This window comes from Acinetobacter sp. ANC 4973, assembly GCF_002135275.1.
Taxonomy (GTDB): domain Bacteria; phylum Pseudomonadota; class Gammaproteobacteria; order Pseudomonadales; family Moraxellaceae; genus Acinetobacter; species Acinetobacter kyonggiensis.
This window is the reverse complement of sequence record NZ_NEGM01000001.1, coordinates 358,908-374,474: the sequence shown is the minus strand read 5'-3', so window position 1 is coordinate 374,474 and position 15,567 is coordinate 358,908. Positions and strand designations below refer to the sequence as shown.

Here is a 15,567-nt window from a genome sequence, read left to right as displayed (position 1 = left end):
TCAAACAGTGTGGATTTAAAACCAACTTGCCAGCACTAAAATGGCTAAACAGGAGAAAGCGAATGCATACGCTGACAATTGCCGAAATTTTTTCAAATTTATCTTTTTATCAAGACAACTACCTTTCAATTATTCAAGATTCTGTAAAGTATCGAACTGCGGTAGAAGACGCTTATATTCAAGTGTGGCCAGTGGGCACTGAACAGCTTTATCTTGGTGATTTATTACAGCTTTGGTTTAGTGATAAATGGTTGATTAACTCGCCATGTCAACTGCTACTAGAAAGTTATTCTAATGGCCGTAAAAAACCGTTACAGCGTGATCATGATTTATATCTTTATCAGTTAAATGGCAGTGCTTTATCAGGACGAAACAATTCGAAAGTTTGGTCTGTGTCTGAGCAAAAAAAGCTTTCCGTATCTTTAGATAGTGTATTTAAGTATTTGTGTATTTTTAAAGGTACACATCGTCCGAGTATTTTTCAGGGCAGCCTGATTAAAAATTTTAAAACAGCCATATAAACAGAAAAGTATGTCGTAATGGCAAACCTTTGATTGGTTTGCCAAAATACTGGGCTTAAACAGTTTAAGGTATAGAAATTAACGAATAATCATGCAGGTTGCAGTGGCATGTGCATATAACTTGCCATTTTCATCTATGATTTTACCTTCCGAAATACCTAAGTTTTTACTGATGTTAATGACTGTGCCAATTGCAAGAAGTTCTTGATCTTGCGGGATAGGACGGCACATTTTAATGTTTAGGTCGATGGTGCCGTACCCCACACCTGCCTCTAACATGCTGTGTACAGCGCAGCCTGTGACAGAATCGAGTACTGTTGCTGCAAAACCGCCATGAACACCACCCAGTGGGTTTAAATGATGGCTATCTGCTTTAGCCTTGAAGCGGATTGTTCCTTCAGAAACTTCATATGGCTGCATAGGAATGGTTTCACTAATGCTTGCAGCTGGGATTTTTCCAGCGCACATGGCTTGTAAAAGTTGTAGTCCTGTCATTTCTTTAAGATGATTCATGTTTTATCCTTAATAATTATTAAGTTATACATAGGAAATTGTTTAATAAATTAATGATAAATATTGAAAATTGCAATAAATGAATTAGGTGTCTAATTCATAAATTTTATCTAAGCTATCTGAACTTTCTACAATATTCAGAGCAATTTTTTCACCTGTTGCCCATGTTGCTTGTGCAGATTGATGATTAACATCAATAATATCGAGTTCTTTACATAAAGTGCGGGCACTTTCTATAACAATAAATTGAGGTGATTGCTGTTTTAAACATTTCGCAATATATCTTTTTACATTCTGTTGAGGATAGACATCAATAATTTTATAGCGCATAAATATCAGAGTATTTAATGTATTGTCTAATTAAAGTGTAAAATTATTTGCTTGATTTTACTATTTTATTTTTGTTTAAAATTTTTTGTATAGCATAAATATGTATGTAGAATTCTGTAAAAATACAGCGCTATAGTACAATGAATGAAATGAACCTTTTGGTTTGTGAATAATTAAGCTTGTAATAAATATTAGAAAAATGATGGAAAACTTAAATGAATGGTCAATGTGTATGTGGTCAAACGACTTTTAATGTGCAGCTAAAAAATCATGATGTACATGCCTGTCACTGTTCTATTTGTCGTAGGCAAACCAGTGGTGTCATTATGACTGTTGATATTAAGCAAGGAAGTTTGCAATTTATCAAGCAAGATTATTTGTCTATATATCAATCTTCAGAATGGGGTGAGCGTGGATTTTGTAATCAATGTGCGACAACTTTATTTTGGCGTACTAAAGATCAAAGTTATTGTAATGTTAATGTCTTTGCATTAAATGAGCAGCCTGAAGACCTTAACTTTAATATGGAAATTTATATTGATAATAAACCTGAATTTTATAGTTTTAAAAATGAGACTAAAAAACTGACAGAGGCAGATGTTGTCGCGTTATTTGGTGGAGGAAATCAAGAATAATTTGAAAGTAAGAGTAATTTGATAGTTTAAAAAAGTGATTAAGTTTAAGTATGGGGTCACTTTGGATTTAAAGGTTGAATTGGTACGTCGTTGAATATGGATGCTCAACAATGCTATTTAAAATAATTTTGGCAATGATCGCTTTTTCTGCGAATTCAGTGTTGTGTCGTTTGGCTTTGGCTGGACAGCAAATAGATCCGTTAAGTTTTAGTGTAATTCGTGTCTGTAGTGGTGCTGTGGTCTTGTTAATGCTGTGGTTGCTGAGTCAAACGCGACAGGCAATACAATGGAATTTATACAGTGCGTTGGCTTTGGCAATTTATATTGTGGCATTTTCATATGCTTATATCCAGATTGATGCGGGTGTTGGGGCGCTTTTACTCTTTGGAATGGTACAATTGATAATGGTTTTTTATGCTGTTTTTCATGGTGAAAAACTAAATTTAAAACGTGGTTTTGGTTTAATCCTTGCATTAATGGGGATTGTCATTTTACTTTTACCGGGGGCCAGTGCACCGAGTTTGAGTTATGCCATCATTATGATGATTTCCGGTTTAGCTTGGGCTGTTTATAGTATTTTAGGTAAGAAGATGCTGAGTCCTTTAGCAAGCAGTTTGGGGAATTTCTTGCTGGCTGTTCCTTTTGTGATCTTGAGCTATTTTATGTTACATCAAGGTGCAAATATGAGTACTCAAGGCGTTGTTCTTGCCATGCTTTCAGGTGGAGTCACCTCTGGTGGAGCCTATGTGCTGTGGTATTCCATTGTTAAGCGTATAGACCGTATAGATGCGAGCACTGTACAGTTGAGTGTGCCATGTTTAGCAATTCTAGGTGGTTCACTTTTTATTGGTGAAACCATTGGGCTACGTCTTGTTTTATCAACCGTGATTGTTTTATTGGGGATTTTCTTGGTGATTTATGCAGGAAAAAATAGCGTTGAAGAAAATAAGTAAGTCACTTTCTTATATTAAGTATTTATTTTTAATTAAAAAAACCCGCGAAAATTGCGGGTTTTTTTAATCTAGCTTTATAAAAAGCAGATTATTTTTCAGCAGCAATTGAAGCAATTGCAGCATCTACGCCTTCGATTGAATCAGCAGCTTTCTTAATACGAGCAAGTGCATCTACAAGTACTTCATCAGCAGTTGCGTAAGAAATGCGCATGAAACCACCTAAGCCGAATGCATCACCAGGAACCACGGCAACACCCGTTTCTTCCAATAACCATTCAGAAAACTCTGTGCAAGATTTTAAGCCTTTCGCACGAATAAGTGGTTTGATGTTTGCGTAAGCATAGAACGCACCATCAGCAGGTAGGCAAGAAATACCGTTGATGTCATTTAAACCAGCCATCACTAAGTCATGACGACGTTTGAATGCTTCAATCATTGGCTCAAGAACATCTTGAGGGCCATTCAATGCAGCTTCAGCAGCAACTTGCGAAATAGACGTTGGGTTTGAAGTTGATTGAGATTGGATTTTTTTCATTGCGCCAATCAATTTAGCAGGACCCGCTGCATAGCCAATACGCCAGCCAGTCATTGCATAGGCTTTAGACACACCGTTTAATACGATTGTACGGTCATAAAGGTCAGGCGCAACAGTTGCGATGTTGTAGAACTCATCATCCCAACGGATTGGCTCGTACATATCATCAGAAGCGATATAAACTTCTGGGTATTTACGAAGGACTTCAGCCAAAGCTTCTAATTCAGCTTTAGTGTAAATCATGCCTGTTGGGTTAGATGGGCTGTTAAGCACGACTAAACGCGTTTTGTCAGTGATTGCAGCTTCTAATTGAGCAGGTGTGATTTTGAAACGTTGTTCTTCACCACATTTTACAACAACTGGAACGCCTTCAGCGATGATCACCATATCTGGGTAGCTTACCCAATAAGGTGCAGGAATAATGACTTCATCACCTTTGTTTAACAAAGCAAGTGCCAAGTTAAAGAAGGATTGTTTGCCACCGCAAGAAACCAAGATTTGGTTTGCTGCATAATCAAGATTATTGTCGCGTTTAAATTTTGCGATAATCGCTTTTTTAAGACCTGGCGTACCATCAACAGCGGTATATTTGGTAAAACCGTTGTTAATTGCTGTAATTGCTGCATCTTTGATGTGTTGTGGGGTGTCAAAATCTGGTTCACCTGCGCCCAAACCAATTACGTTTTTACCAGCAGCTTTAAGTTCAGCAGCTTTGTTGGTAACAGCAAGTGTAGGGGACGGTTTGATGGCATTTACACGATCAGAGAGACGTACGTCCACGGCAGTATTCCTTCTTATGGGGATTAGAAAATAAAAAAGCAGATTATTTTAGCCTAAAAAACACAAGAAAGGGGAGACAGAATGCGCCAACAATAGAAAAAGTACATTGTTTTGTTTAATTGATGGTTTATATAGCGCTATAAAAGCTGATGGCTTTATTGGTAGTGAAATCGGAATATGGTTTGTGGCAATAAGTCGGGTCTAAAATTGAGGTTTTAAGCAAAGATTTGTAGGATGTTGTGGGCACTGCATTTGAATGAAAAAATAGTGCTAATGATTGTGCCCAACATGATGAAATAATTTAATTAAACTTTAATAAGCGTATTTTAAGTCTGTGTAATCGCTTAGAGATTTTTGTAGATGAGCATTAATGAATTCACGAACATCTTCTGCGGTCATCGCTTGTCCTTGCTTAGTAATGACATGTTCTATCGGTTGTTGATCTACAGCAGTAATTTTATAAACGAAATTAGATGAGGTGATGTAACCAGATTCTTGGTTAATTACGCAGGTCACGTAACGATAGCTGTGTTCAAAGTTTAAATCGGTATGTGAAAAGACAAATTGCTCGAATAGTTTGAGACTTTGACCTGTAGTGAGTGCTTTTAGTTCATCGACAATCGTTGCGCTAAAATTCATGCCATAACGTTCAGAAATAGGCTTTTGATCAATTAACAATGAAACAGAGTCATCATCATTGTGGGTTACTGTGACATTACTAAAATCGGACATAGAAGGCTCTGAACTGAAAATGAATTGGGATACCTGCCAGTATGGTTAAAAAGTTTTAAAAATCAATGAGAAATTGTATGGGTGTAAGCTAAAAACTGCGTATTAAAAGTAAAAAAATAAAAAGGCCACATTGAAGTAGCCTATTTTAAAATAGATGCTTGAATTTTTATTTCATAAAGCGCGATAAATCTTCTTCAGGGCGAGCAGTGAGTACTTCAACCCCAGTTTTTGTGACCAAAAGCGTATGTTCATATTGAGCAGACAAAGTATGGTCTTTGGTGACGACTGTCCATTTATCACCTAGAAGTTTGGTTTTCCAGTCTCCACCATTGACCATAGGTTCAATGGTAAAAGTCATACCTTCTTCAAGGATCATGCCGCTATTGCCTTGACCATAGTGCAGTACCTGTGGTTCATCATGGAATACTGTACCAATACCATGACCACAGTATTCACGAACCACACCAAAGCGTTCCGACTCAACATATTGTTGAATTGCATGACCAATGTCACCAATGGTTGAACCTGGTTTAACGGTTTCGATACCGCGATACATCGCTTCTTGAGCCACTTTACATAAACGGTCAGCCAAGATGGATGTTTCGCCACCGACGATATACATCATATTGGTATCGCCATGATAACCATCTTTAATCACAGTGACATCAATATTGAGGATGTCACCTTTTTTCAGTTTTTTACTGTCAGAAGGAATGCCGTGGCAAACCACATGGTTGACCGATGTGCAAATGACATGTTGGAACGCAGGGCGTCCAGGAGCTGCGCCATAACCTAAACATGCAGGAATGGCATCTTGAACATTGACAATATAGTCGTGACAAATCGTATCAAGCTCAAGTGTGGTGACACCTGGTTTGATATGCGGTTTGATCATATCCAAAACTTCAGCCGCCAGTCGTCCTGCCACACGCATTTTTTCAATTTCATCTGGGGTTTTAATAAGTCGACGTGGCGCTTGGTAAGTACTGTTCATGATCTCTAAAAACTTTTGGAAATTTATATGTGACTATGGTATAAATAGCCGCCCATTTTATCAAATGCTTTTTCGTGAATATATTTCACGGGCTTTGTTGGATGGGGCAACAAAATCCGCACATATATCGACACATTTCTCTGGGTGCCCTTTGGGGTGGAGAATGCGGATATATGGAGGCCTAACCCAAACTTTAAGGTATAAAGAAAATGGCAGATTACAACGTAAGCATGCGTGACCTTCTTCAAGCAGGCGCGCACTTTGGTCACCAAACTCGTTTCTGGAATCCAAAGATGCGTGAATACATCTTTGGTGCGCGTAACAAAATTCACATCATCAACCTTGAACACACTGTTCCTGCGTTAAATGATGCTTTGAACTTTGTTAACAATCTTGCTAGCAAAAAGAACAAAGTATTGTTCGTTGGTACTAAACGTGCTGCTTCTAACATCATCCGTGAACAAGCGCAACGTGCTGGTCAACCATATGTTGATCACCGTTGGTTAGGTGGTATGTTGACGAACTGGAAAACTCTTCGTCAATCGATCAACCGTTTGAAAGACCTTCAAACTCAATCTCAAGACGGTACTTTCCTTAAGCTTACTAAACGTGAAGCTTTAGAGCGTACTCGTGAGATGGAAAAACTTGAACGTGCTTTAGGCGGCGTTAAAAACATGGGTGGTTTACCTGACGCATTATTCGTAATTGACGTTGACCACGAATCAATCGCGATTAAAGAAGCTAAAAACCTTGGTATTCCTGTAATCGGTATCGTTGATACAAACTCTAACCCAGACAACGTAGACTACGTTATTCCGGGTAATGACGATGCAATCCGTGCGGTTACACTTTACGCTTCTGCTATGGCTGATGCGATTCTTGCTGGTAAAGAGTACGCTCAATCACAAGCAAACGCTCAAGCTAAAGTTGAAGAAGTTGCTAAAGAAGCTCCAGAGGCTTAATGCGTTTTGACGCAAGGTTGTCATTTTTGCGACATGTAATGGTGGCAAATTAAGCGTCAAGAAAGCAGAACGGCCCAGAGAACACTTTGGGCCGTTTTTGTTGAACAGATTGAATTTTCTACCGTATTTAGGAGAACAACATGACTGCAGTTACAGCGAGCATGGTAAAAGAATTACGTGACCGTACTGGTCTTGCGATGATGGAATGCAAAAAAGCATTAACAGAATCGAATGGTGATGTTGAATTAGCGATTGATAACCTTCGTAAATCAGGTCAAGCAAAAGCAGCTAAAAAAGCTGGTAACATTGCTGCTGATGGCGCGATCACTATCGCTCAAGAAGGCAACAAAGCACTTCTTTTAGAAGTAAACTGTCAAACTGACTTCGTTGCTAAAGACGAAAACTTTGCTGGTTTCTCTGCTAAAGTTGCTGCTGCTGCACTTGCTGCAAACGAAACTGATGCTGCTAAAATTGCTGAATTAAAACTTGAAGATGGTACGACTGTAGAAGAAGCGCGTATTGCACTTGTTCAAAAAATCGGTGAAAACATCCAAGTTCGTCGTGCGAAAATTGTTGAAGGTGAAAACCTTGCAGTTTACAAACACGGTTTAAAAATTGGTGTAGTTGTATCTTACACTGGTGATGCTGCTACAGGTAAAGGTATTGCAATGCACGTTGCTGCATTCAATCCAGTTGCTGTAAATGCTGAAGGCGTATCTGCTGATCTTATCGCTAAAGAGAAAGAAATTGCTGAAGCGAAAGCAATTGAATCAGGTAAACCAGCAAACATCGTTGAAAAAATGGTGACTGGTTCAGTTGAAAAATACTTAAATGAAGTTGTTCTTGATCGTCAAATGTACGTTATTGACAACGACAAAAAAGTTGCTGATGTATTAAAAGCAACTGCTACAGTTGTAGCTCAATTCGTTCGCTTTGAAGTAGGTGAAGGTATTGAGAAAAAAGCAGAAATGAGCTTCGCTGAAGAAGTTGCTGCTGCTCAAGCTGCTGCTCAATAATTTTACTGTATAAGTAAAAGTATTGTGTGAAAAAAGCCCCTTTAGGGGCTTTTTTTATGTGAGTATTTTAAAGTTTTCCAATCAGATATGGGAAAAGGTGATGGCTATAGCTACGTGCGCAATAGTAGCGGACTGGGTGGCTCGGATCGCTGTGTTCTGTTAAATAAGCAGCCAGTGCTTGTAGGGCTGAGCGATCTGGATTGCGGCTTAAAATTAGCTGAAATTTAACAGGTAAATCAATAAAAATGACATCAATACCATTTCTTAGAATGCAATTTAGAATATTATCGAGCAGAATATTTTCAGCTTCTACAAGGATAGAGTCATCTTCATTAGCATCATCTTGTTCAAAGTTTTCTACTTCAAGGTCATTTACTTCAAGATCTTCTACTGCAAGATTATCTATTTCAAAATGATCCATTTCAAGGTTGCTAAGTTCGTCAAAATCCAATGCTGGTTCAAAGAAATCATAAACGTCATCAAGAACGCTATCGATAGGAATAGGGTTGTTTTCATTGGCTTTTAAAAAATGAAGTTTAAGATCTAAACTATTTGACCAGTCTTCATAATCACATTCTAAGAGGTATTCTCGGCTAACTGGGTATTCAGATAACCAATCTGTAATCCAAGTATCTATATCTTGAGAGTGGTTGATCGGTGGAAAATCGGTAGGTTGGAGTTCTGGGAAAACGGCAATCAGATGATCACGAAACTGTTGGCAAGCTAACATGCAAGAATAAATCTAAAGAAATACAGCGGTAATATAAATCATTGTCTTGTGAAGAGGAAAATAAAATTGTGAATAAAAATTATAAAATTTTGACGATTAGAGGGTGTGTAGCCATGGAAAGCTTAAGGGGTTCATCGTTCAAATCACAATCAGCTTAAAAATATTGAGTGATATTATTTTTAAGTCAAAGAACAAAAGGAAGAAGCAATAGTAAAATAAATTTTTGGATGATTATCGTTTTATGAATTGTTTAAATTTTAGTTCGTGGATTATGAGTGTTTGAAGAGGAAATGATTAAAGCATAATTAAAAAATAGAGGATAGCAATTTTGTTCTATCCCTTTTTTTTGATCATGTTATGGTGAAGTGCGTTTATATTTTGACTTTATCAAATATGCAAGAGTGGGCAGATTATCTTCATTTACAAGAATTGGGTGGTTTGGAGTTGCTCAAGGCACGCTATCATCAAAAACAATTTTCTAAACATGTTCATGAAGGCTATTGTATTGGTGTGATTGAAGAGGGTGCCCAAAGTTTTTTCAGAACAGGGCAGCTACATACGGCTCCCAAAGGTGACATTATTTTGGTGAATGCAGATGAAATTCACACTGGCTCATCTGCTGTAGAGTCGGGATGGGGGTATCGTGCGATTTATCCGACTCCTGAAATGCTATTGGAGATAAGCCAAGATTTTTTTACCATTAAAAATAGTGTACCGTGGTTTACAAACGCAGTAATTCACGATATCGGACTGGCGCAACAACTTAGCTTACTATTTGATTTATTAGAGCAAAAAGAAAATACGCTGTTAAAGGAAAGTATGTATTTGTCTACTTTAGCGCGTTTAATTGGTAAATATGGTCGGGCAAAAGTTACGCCTTTAAACTTGCCTGAAGCATGTAAAAAAATTGAACTTGTAAAAGAGCTATTGGCAAGTTTTCCTGAGAGGAATTTTTCTTTAACGGAGTTGGCTCATTATGTAGGATTGAGTCCTTGGCACTTTCTCCGTGAATTTAAAAAGTGTACAGGATTGCCACCGCACAGTTGGTTGGTACAAATACGATTACATAAGGCACGGCAGCTATTAAAATATGGCCATTCTATTGCCATGACAGCACAAAATTGTGGTTTTTCTGATCAAAGTCATTTGACTCGACATTTTAAGAAAGCGATGGGAGTCACTCCATCACAATATATTATTCATCTGAAATGAAAGTTGCGCAATTTTGTTCAATTCATAGGACGATGATTCATTCATAGTGCGATTAATAGCAATATCGCTGAGCTTATGATGAATTTACCTATAAACGCCTTATCTAATTTAGAAAAGAAAACGCAAAAGAACGCGCTCAATAAACAGGCCTTTCTCAAAGGGGCTGTTGATATTTTACCGCTTTCTATTGCTGTCTTGCCGTGGGGGATTTTGGCGGGATCAATGGCCGTTAATGCTGGATTAAGCTTTGCCCAGTCTTTTGCGATGTCTGCAATTTTTTTTGCAGGCGCGGCTCAATTGGTTAGTCTGGGGTTGGTCATGTCTGGTGCATCACTATTTACTATAGTCATTACTGTAGTTTTTTTAACAAGCCAGCATTTGATCTATGCATTGAATTTTCGTAAAGATATTCGTTGTTTACCTGTGTATAAAAGATTGATAGTTGGTTTTTTACTGACGGATGAATTATTTGCAATAGGAGTTACTCATCAGGCTCAGCGCAGTTTTGCTTATTTATTTGGTGCAGGGATTTGTTTCTATTTTGCTTGGTGTCTTTTTAGTTTATTGGGAATTTTTTTAGCCAATGCCATTCCAAACTTAGAGCGTTTACATTTAGATTTTTCTATTGTCGCCATATTTATATTAATTATTGTTCCAATGATTAAAAATTTAGTGACTTTGATGGGGGTGATAAGCACATTAATTGCGACCTTGATATTCAAATATTTTCAAATTGAAATGGGTATGATTCTTTCTGGTTTATTGGGGATGATCACAGCACTGCTTTTACAGAAATGGCAAGGTGCGAAAAAATGACTTGGGCATTGTTATTGACTTTAGCTGCGATTGTTTTTTTAAACCGTTATTTGTTCTTAGAGCCTCGAGTTTGCCTCAAATTGCCTCATTGGGTTGAAGAGATGCTGCAATATTCTGCTCCTTGTTTATTGACAGCAATTTGTGCCCCTATCATTTTTTATCAAGGGGAGGTTTTAAGATCAATTCCTTTAGATCCATATTTTATTGCAGCAGGCATATGTATTGTTTTGGCCTTACTATTTAAAAGGCTTCTTCCGAATTTGATTGTCAGTTTGCTGTGCTTTTATCTGCTTATTTTTATCTTTAGTTCTTAAGAAATAGATAAAATATGTCAGAAATATTGATCCCACGCTAAAATGCGCTAAAAAGCGAGTTTTTGGCGAGTTTTCCATTTAGGTATCAATTTACCTAGATAGGCGTCCATGCACCATACTGGGCCAATGAGGAGGAATTGGAGGTCTTTAAAGAATGAAGGCTTTTTGCCTTCGACTTTGTGACCATAAAATTGACCAATCCAAGCTAAAACAAAAACACCCAGATAAAACCCAACACCTACAGGTAATGTGTAAATCAACCATGCCATGACCACTAAAAGTGCAGCCATCGCTACAGCGAGAACCAAATCAAGTCGAGCATAAAAAACGAAGCTGAGCACGAGAAGCAAAGCGGTCAATAAGGCACTGAAATGAGCAAGTATACCGATAATGGCAAAAAGGATTGCAGGTACACAAGCCCAGTGAATTGCTTTATTGGTTTTATTTTGATGGCTTTCGCTATATTCATCAAACCATTGGTTCATTGTTTTCATCATCACTCCTGTTGGATGTTGATTCATGTGTTTATTTTTATATGCTGAAAATATAAACCAGAAGCAGTTATGGGGCAAAGTATCCCGTAGTCGATTTGAGTCATTCACTTTAAATCGGCTGAATGACCCATTAAAGAACTCGCGATACCATAAGTTCATGGTGATGTTTTGAGTTCTATGTTTTTTAGGTTTGGGTTTTGATAAATTTGCTGACCTTCTTTGTAGGTGGCTAATATTTTTATATCTTTAATTTTGTTGCTTGGGATGGTCAGTGGGTTGTCACTTAGTATAACAAAATCAGCCAGTTTTCCTTTGCTTAGGGTTCCTTTGCTATTTTCTTCAAAATATTGATAAGCAGCCCAGTCTGTGAGCGACTTTAATGCAATATAAGGGCTGACGCGTTGTTCAGCCCCCAGTATTTTGCCACTGCGTGTGACGCGATTTACAGTGGTATCTAGAGTCATCATGCTACGGGGTGGAATTACAGGCGCATCATGATGTTCGGTAAATAAAATGCCTTTGCGTAAAGCGGAGCCAGTTGGCGAAATACGATTTGCTCGTTCTACGCCCAAGGTTTCTTCCCGATGCCAGTCGCCCCAATAATAGGTATGCAATGAAAAGAAGGATGGAATGAGTTCGAGAGATTTAGCTTTGTCTAACTGATCTTCACGCATAGTTTGTGCATGAATAATGACATTACGTCGGTCTAATTTTGGATAGTGCTTGGTTGCGGTATCAATATCATTTAAATATTGGTCAATTGCAGCATCACCATTGGCATGGGCCAGTATTTGCCATTTCTGTTCAAAGGCTAAATTAATTGCATCTTGTACCGTTTTGTTTTCAGGAAAGGCGGGGTAGCCTGAATAGGTCTTTGCTTTGCCTTCTGGTGGAATTAAATACGGTTGAGTCAGCCAAGCTGTTTTGCCTTGAGGTGAGCCATCCAAACTCATTTTAACGCCACCTATGCGAAAATGATGATCATAGTTTCGACTCGTACCCTGCTTAAGCATGTATGCTTTTTCATTAATGATGTCTGGATAGGACACTAGATCAATGGGTAATTTTCCTTGTTTGGCTAAATTTCGCCATAATTCACTGGTTCCAGCATCCGCACGACCTTCTTGAACGGTGGTGTAGCCATTTTGGATATAAGTTTGAATAGCCGTGAGCGCCATTTTCTGCATAATATCGGGTGGAACACTTTTAAAAGCCTGCATCATGGCACTAAAAACAACACTTTCTTCAAGTACACCGTTTGGCTCCATGGAGTTGTTCATCCGACGAATCACGCCACCAGATGGATTGGGTGTTTTTGCATTGATGTTGAGTATTTCTAAAGCTTTATGATTTACCGATGCTAGATGTCCAGATTGATGAAGAATTAAGACTGGCTGATCTTTAGAGATTTGATCGAGTTCTGTTGCTGTTGGATGGCGTTTTTCTTTGAGTTGAGCATCATCATAACCGTTGCCCATAATCCAGCCTGATGTTGCCTGAATAAATTCGGGGTTTTTCTGCTGCCAGCTTTTCATGGCAGCAATTAGAGAATTAATATCTGTCACTGTTCCATCTGGGGGAGAATAAAGATTCGCAACCGTTTGTTGTAAGCCGACACTGTTGACATGACTATGTGCATCAATGATACCGGGAATGACTGTGCGTTGTTCTAAATTAAGCTGCTGTGCGCGCGGGGCAATTTTTCGCGCTTGTTCAAGTTTCCCACTAAATTCGATATGACCTGCTTGAATCAATAATGCTTCGACATAGTTAGGTTGCATTCCCTCCATAGTCAAAATGGGGCCGCCATAAATTAATAGTGTATTTGAGGCTTTTGTTTGAAGTGAATCATGTTGTGATGTGGGTAAATTAGAACAGGCAACAAGTAAAGTGAAGGGTAGTGATGAAACGATGCATTTGGCTATCAAGTTCGATGTATAAGTTTTTTGGGTTTTTAGCATGATGTTCATCCTCAATGCTTATCATTCTTTATAATTTATATGCTGTATTTATTAAACACTAAGATGATGCTTAAAACAAAGTTTTTTAAGGTATTAAAAAAGCCACATTAAGTGGCTTTTTAAGTCAAACGTATTAGAAGTTTTGCATGTGTTTATGAACTTGGGCCATCTACACGTTCAATATTAACCTTGGCTGTACCAGCGTTGGTAATACCCAATTGTTTAGCAGCACCGTAAGACAAGTCTAGAACTCGGTTACCATGGAATGGACCACGATCATTTACTTTTACGACCACACTTTTACCATTGGTTTTATTCGTGACGCGAATATAGCAGTTCAATGGCAAGCTACGGTGAGCGGCAGTTAATCCATTCATATCAAATGTTTCACCACTTGCTGTTTTACGACCATGAAACTGGCGACCGTACCATGATGCTGCACCAGTCTGACTGAACTTACGAACAGTATTGGATGCAACAGTGTTTAACTTTTCAATCACTGAAGGCTCGTCTTCAGGGATTTCAATTTTTGCTGCAATCGTTTCACGACGGATTTTATCGCCAGAACGCTCAGTGATTGAAAGGCTATTTAAATTTGAAAAGTGTGAATTAAACTTTTGAGCATCTTTGTTTAACACACGCGTAGCTAGGCGAGTGTTGTCATTATCGGTATTGAATGATGACTGAACCATTTCTGCTTGAGACTGGCTCAGGGCAAAAGTGGTGGTTAAAGCTAAAATATACTTAAGCGAAGACTGCATTATTAAACTCCTAAAGACCATGTGCTTAACTTCATCTAAACGATTGAAATATCGGCAATCAAGTCTGTTAATTCTCTTTTGCAACTACATTTGACGAGATGGATAATATTCATGCTAGGCTAAAGCTGTCTACTCTTTAATTGAAATAATTACAAAAAGGGTGAAAATATATCAATTTTTGATTAAAAAATAATCAATATTGTAACATATTATTTAAAAAGTGTGTTTTGTACACTATTTTGTAAAATAAAATCTTGACTTTTTATATTTGTGGTAAAAGCTAGTCTCAACGACTAGCGATTTCAGTGCCCAATTGCCATACGGCAGTCGCATACATACGGCTCTTATTATAAGTCGTAATCACTTGGAAATTAGGGTAAGTAATATAATAGATTGGTGCATAACTTTCTTGAAGTTGAATCACATTGACCAGATCTAAGTCATCTATTTTAACAATCGGATTTGTTGGTGTAATCCCTTGATTCTTTAGGGCTCCGTAGGGTGTTGGTTGTTCCAAATTTTTGGCAATAATGGATTCAGGATTGTTTCCTGTATAGCGAGCCGCAAAACCGATAGGTTGATTGCGTTGCCATCCATGTTGAGCTAAATAGTTCGCAATTGAACCTATGGCATCGACCGCAGAATTTCTCAGGTCAATATGTCCATTTCCATCGTAGTCCACACCGAGTTTAGGAATGTTGCTTGGCATAAATTGAGGGTAGCCAATTGCACCAGCATAAGAACCAACCACTGAATGGGTTGGAACGCCATCTTTGTATGACCATGCAATGAGTGCGGCAAGTTCATCTTGGAAATATTGTGCGCGTCGTTCGTAACCAAACCCTAGGGTTGCTAATGCATCACGCGTGACGAAATTGCCTTTATTGGCACCAAAACCTGTTTCCACACCTAAAATGCCTAAGATCACCGATTGAGGGACACCAAACTGTTGTTCGGCACGGTTTAAGGTGTCGGCATATTGGTTTTTAAAACGCACGCCACGTTGAATGGTACTTTCAGCCATAAAATTGGTTTTATATTCGTACCACGGTTTACTTTCCCCGGGGCGATTCATAATGTTAATAATATTCGGCAGGTTTTTTGAACCATTCATGGCCCAATCGATTTGTTCTGCACTTAAACCATAGGTTTGCATGGTTTTCTGTTTAAAACTGCTATAACCAGGATGGTTGTAAAAATCATTGGCTTGGCAGAAGCTGGTGATGGAAAGCGCACCAATAAGTAAAGGGAGACGTTTCATTTTGTTATAAAAGTGGATGTTTAACATATTGCTCAAAGTTCCAAAAA

The 15,567-nt window shown here is 38.2% G+C and carries 18 protein-coding genes; 8 read left to right on the top strand and 10 right to left on the bottom strand.

The window, feature by feature from the left end; all coding sequences use genetic code 11:
- The first annotated feature begins 62 nt into the window (after positions 1 to 62).
- Positions 63 to 521 (top strand): hypothetical protein, encoded by a 459-nt coding sequence (locus B9T30_RS01910; protein WP_086183537.1) that lies wholly within the window; start codon positions 63 to 65, stop codon positions 519 to 521.
- Between the two features lie 78 nt (positions 522 to 599).
- Here the strand turns inward: B9T30_RS01910 and B9T30_RS01905 are convergent, their stop codons facing one another.
- The gene (locus tag B9T30_RS01905; RefSeq protein ID WP_086183536.1) at positions 600 to 1,034 is read right to left on the bottom strand and encodes a PaaI family thioesterase; all 435 of its coding nucleotides are present in this window, start codon (positions 1,032 to 1,034) and stop codon (positions 600 to 602) included.
- 84 nt (positions 1,035 to 1,118) lie between these two features.
- Positions 1,119 to 1,364, bottom strand: coding sequence for a hypothetical protein (locus B9T30_RS01900; RefSeq protein ID WP_086183535.1), 246 nt, complete (start codon positions 1,362 to 1,364; stop codon positions 1,119 to 1,121).
- Between the two features lie 215 nt (positions 1,365 to 1,579).
- Here B9T30_RS01900 and B9T30_RS01895 point away from each other — a divergent pair, with 215 nt between their 5' ends.
- Together B9T30_RS01895 and B9T30_RS01890 are read left to right on the top strand one after the other, a co-directional pair.
- Positions 1,580 to 1,999, top strand: coding sequence for a GFA family protein (locus tag B9T30_RS01895; protein ID WP_086183534.1), 420 nt, complete (start codon positions 1,580 to 1,582; stop codon positions 1,997 to 1,999).
- 110 nt (positions 2,000 to 2,109) lie between these two features.
- A complete protein-coding gene (locus tag B9T30_RS01890; RefSeq protein WP_086183533.1) occupies positions 2,110 to 2,952 on the top strand; it encodes a DMT family transporter in 843 nt (280 codons plus the stop codon).
- Positions 2,953 to 3,040: 88 nt separating this feature from the next.
- On the opposite strand, the gene B9T30_RS01885 is transcribed toward B9T30_RS01890, so the two are convergent.
- From B9T30_RS01885 to map, 3 genes are all read right to left on the bottom strand, one after another.
- Complete coding sequence (locus B9T30_RS01885) at positions 3,041 to 4,267, bottom strand: pyridoxal phosphate-dependent aminotransferase (protein WP_086183532.1); 1,227 nt, start codon at positions 4,265 to 4,267, stop codon at positions 3,041 to 3,043.
- 312 nt (positions 4,268 to 4,579) lie between these two features.
- Complete coding sequence (locus B9T30_RS01880; RefSeq protein ID WP_086183531.1) at positions 4,580 to 4,999, bottom strand: hypothetical protein; 420 nt, start codon at positions 4,997 to 4,999, stop codon at positions 4,580 to 4,582.
- 166 nt (positions 5,000 to 5,165) lie between these two features.
- Positions 5,166 to 5,993 carry a type I methionyl aminopeptidase gene (gene map, locus B9T30_RS01875; protein ID WP_086183530.1) on the bottom strand — a complete coding sequence of 276 codons (828 nt, stop codon included), beginning with the start codon at positions 5,991 to 5,993 and terminating at the stop codon, positions 5,166 to 5,168.
- Between the two features lie 209 nt (positions 5,994 to 6,202).
- Here map and rpsB point away from each other — a divergent pair, with 209 nt between their 5' ends.
- Positions 6,203 to 6,955 (top strand): 30S ribosomal protein S2, encoded by a 753-nt coding sequence (gene rpsB, locus B9T30_RS01870; RefSeq protein WP_067867857.1) that lies wholly within the window; start codon positions 6,203 to 6,205, stop codon positions 6,953 to 6,955.
- Positions 6,956 to 7,095: 140 nt separating this feature from the next.
- Entirely contained in the window at positions 7,096 to 7,971 is an 876-nt protein-coding gene (tsf, locus tag B9T30_RS01865; protein ID WP_086183529.1) for a translation elongation factor Ts, read from the top strand.
- 67 nt (positions 7,972 to 8,038) lie between these two features.
- Here the strand turns inward: tsf and B9T30_RS01860 are convergent, their stop codons facing one another.
- Entirely contained in the window at positions 8,039 to 8,701 is a 663-nt protein-coding gene (locus B9T30_RS01860; protein ID WP_086183528.1) for a hypothetical protein, read from the bottom strand.
- 393 nt (positions 8,702 to 9,094) lie between these two features.
- On the opposite strand from B9T30_RS01860, the gene B9T30_RS01855 reads away from it, so the two are divergent.
- The 3 genes from B9T30_RS01855 to B9T30_RS01845 all read left to right on the top strand — a co-directional run bounded on the left by B9T30_RS01855 (position 9,095) and on the right by B9T30_RS01845 (position 11,043).
- On the top strand, positions 9,095 to 9,913 hold the full coding sequence (locus B9T30_RS01855) for an AraC family transcriptional regulator (RefSeq protein WP_086183706.1): 819 nt from the start codon (positions 9,095 to 9,097) through the stop codon (positions 9,911 to 9,913).
- Between the two features lie 78 nt (positions 9,914 to 9,991).
- Positions 9,992 to 10,729: an AzlC family ABC transporter permease gene (locus B9T30_RS01850; RefSeq protein ID WP_086183527.1), complete on the top strand. Its 738-nt coding sequence runs from the start codon at positions 9,992 to 9,994 to the stop codon at positions 10,727 to 10,729.
- The gene (locus B9T30_RS01845; RefSeq protein WP_086183526.1) at positions 10,726 to 11,043 is read left to right on the top strand and encodes an AzlD domain-containing protein; all 318 of its coding nucleotides are present in this window, start codon (positions 10,726 to 10,728) and stop codon (positions 11,041 to 11,043) included. The genes B9T30_RS01850 and B9T30_RS01845 overlap by 4 nt, the downstream gene beginning before the upstream one ends.
- A 47-nt stretch (positions 11,044 to 11,090) precedes the next feature.
- On the opposite strand, the gene B9T30_RS01840 is transcribed toward B9T30_RS01845, so the two are convergent.
- From B9T30_RS01840 to mltB, 4 genes are all read right to left on the bottom strand, one after another.
- On the bottom strand, positions 11,091 to 11,537 hold the full coding sequence (locus tag B9T30_RS01840) for a DUF962 domain-containing protein (RefSeq protein ID WP_086183525.1): 447 nt from the start codon (positions 11,535 to 11,537) through the stop codon (positions 11,091 to 11,093).
- A gap of 155 nt (positions 11,538 to 11,692) precedes the next feature.
- Positions 11,693 to 13,498: an amidohydrolase gene (locus tag B9T30_RS01835; protein WP_413772546.1), complete on the bottom strand. Its 1,806-nt coding sequence runs from the start codon at positions 13,496 to 13,498 to the stop codon at positions 11,693 to 11,695.
- A 152-nt stretch (positions 13,499 to 13,650) separates the two neighbouring features.
- A complete protein-coding gene (locus B9T30_RS01830) occupies positions 13,651 to 14,259 on the bottom strand; it encodes a septal ring lytic transglycosylase RlpA family protein (RefSeq protein ID WP_086183523.1) in 609 nt (202 codons plus the stop codon).
- 286 nt (positions 14,260 to 14,545) lie between these two features.
- Positions 14,546 to 15,547 (bottom strand): lytic murein transglycosylase B, encoded by a 1,002-nt coding sequence (gene mltB / locus B9T30_RS01825; RefSeq protein WP_086183522.1) that lies wholly within the window; start codon positions 15,545 to 15,547, stop codon positions 14,546 to 14,548.
- Positions 15,548 to 15,567: the final 20 nt, after the last annotated feature.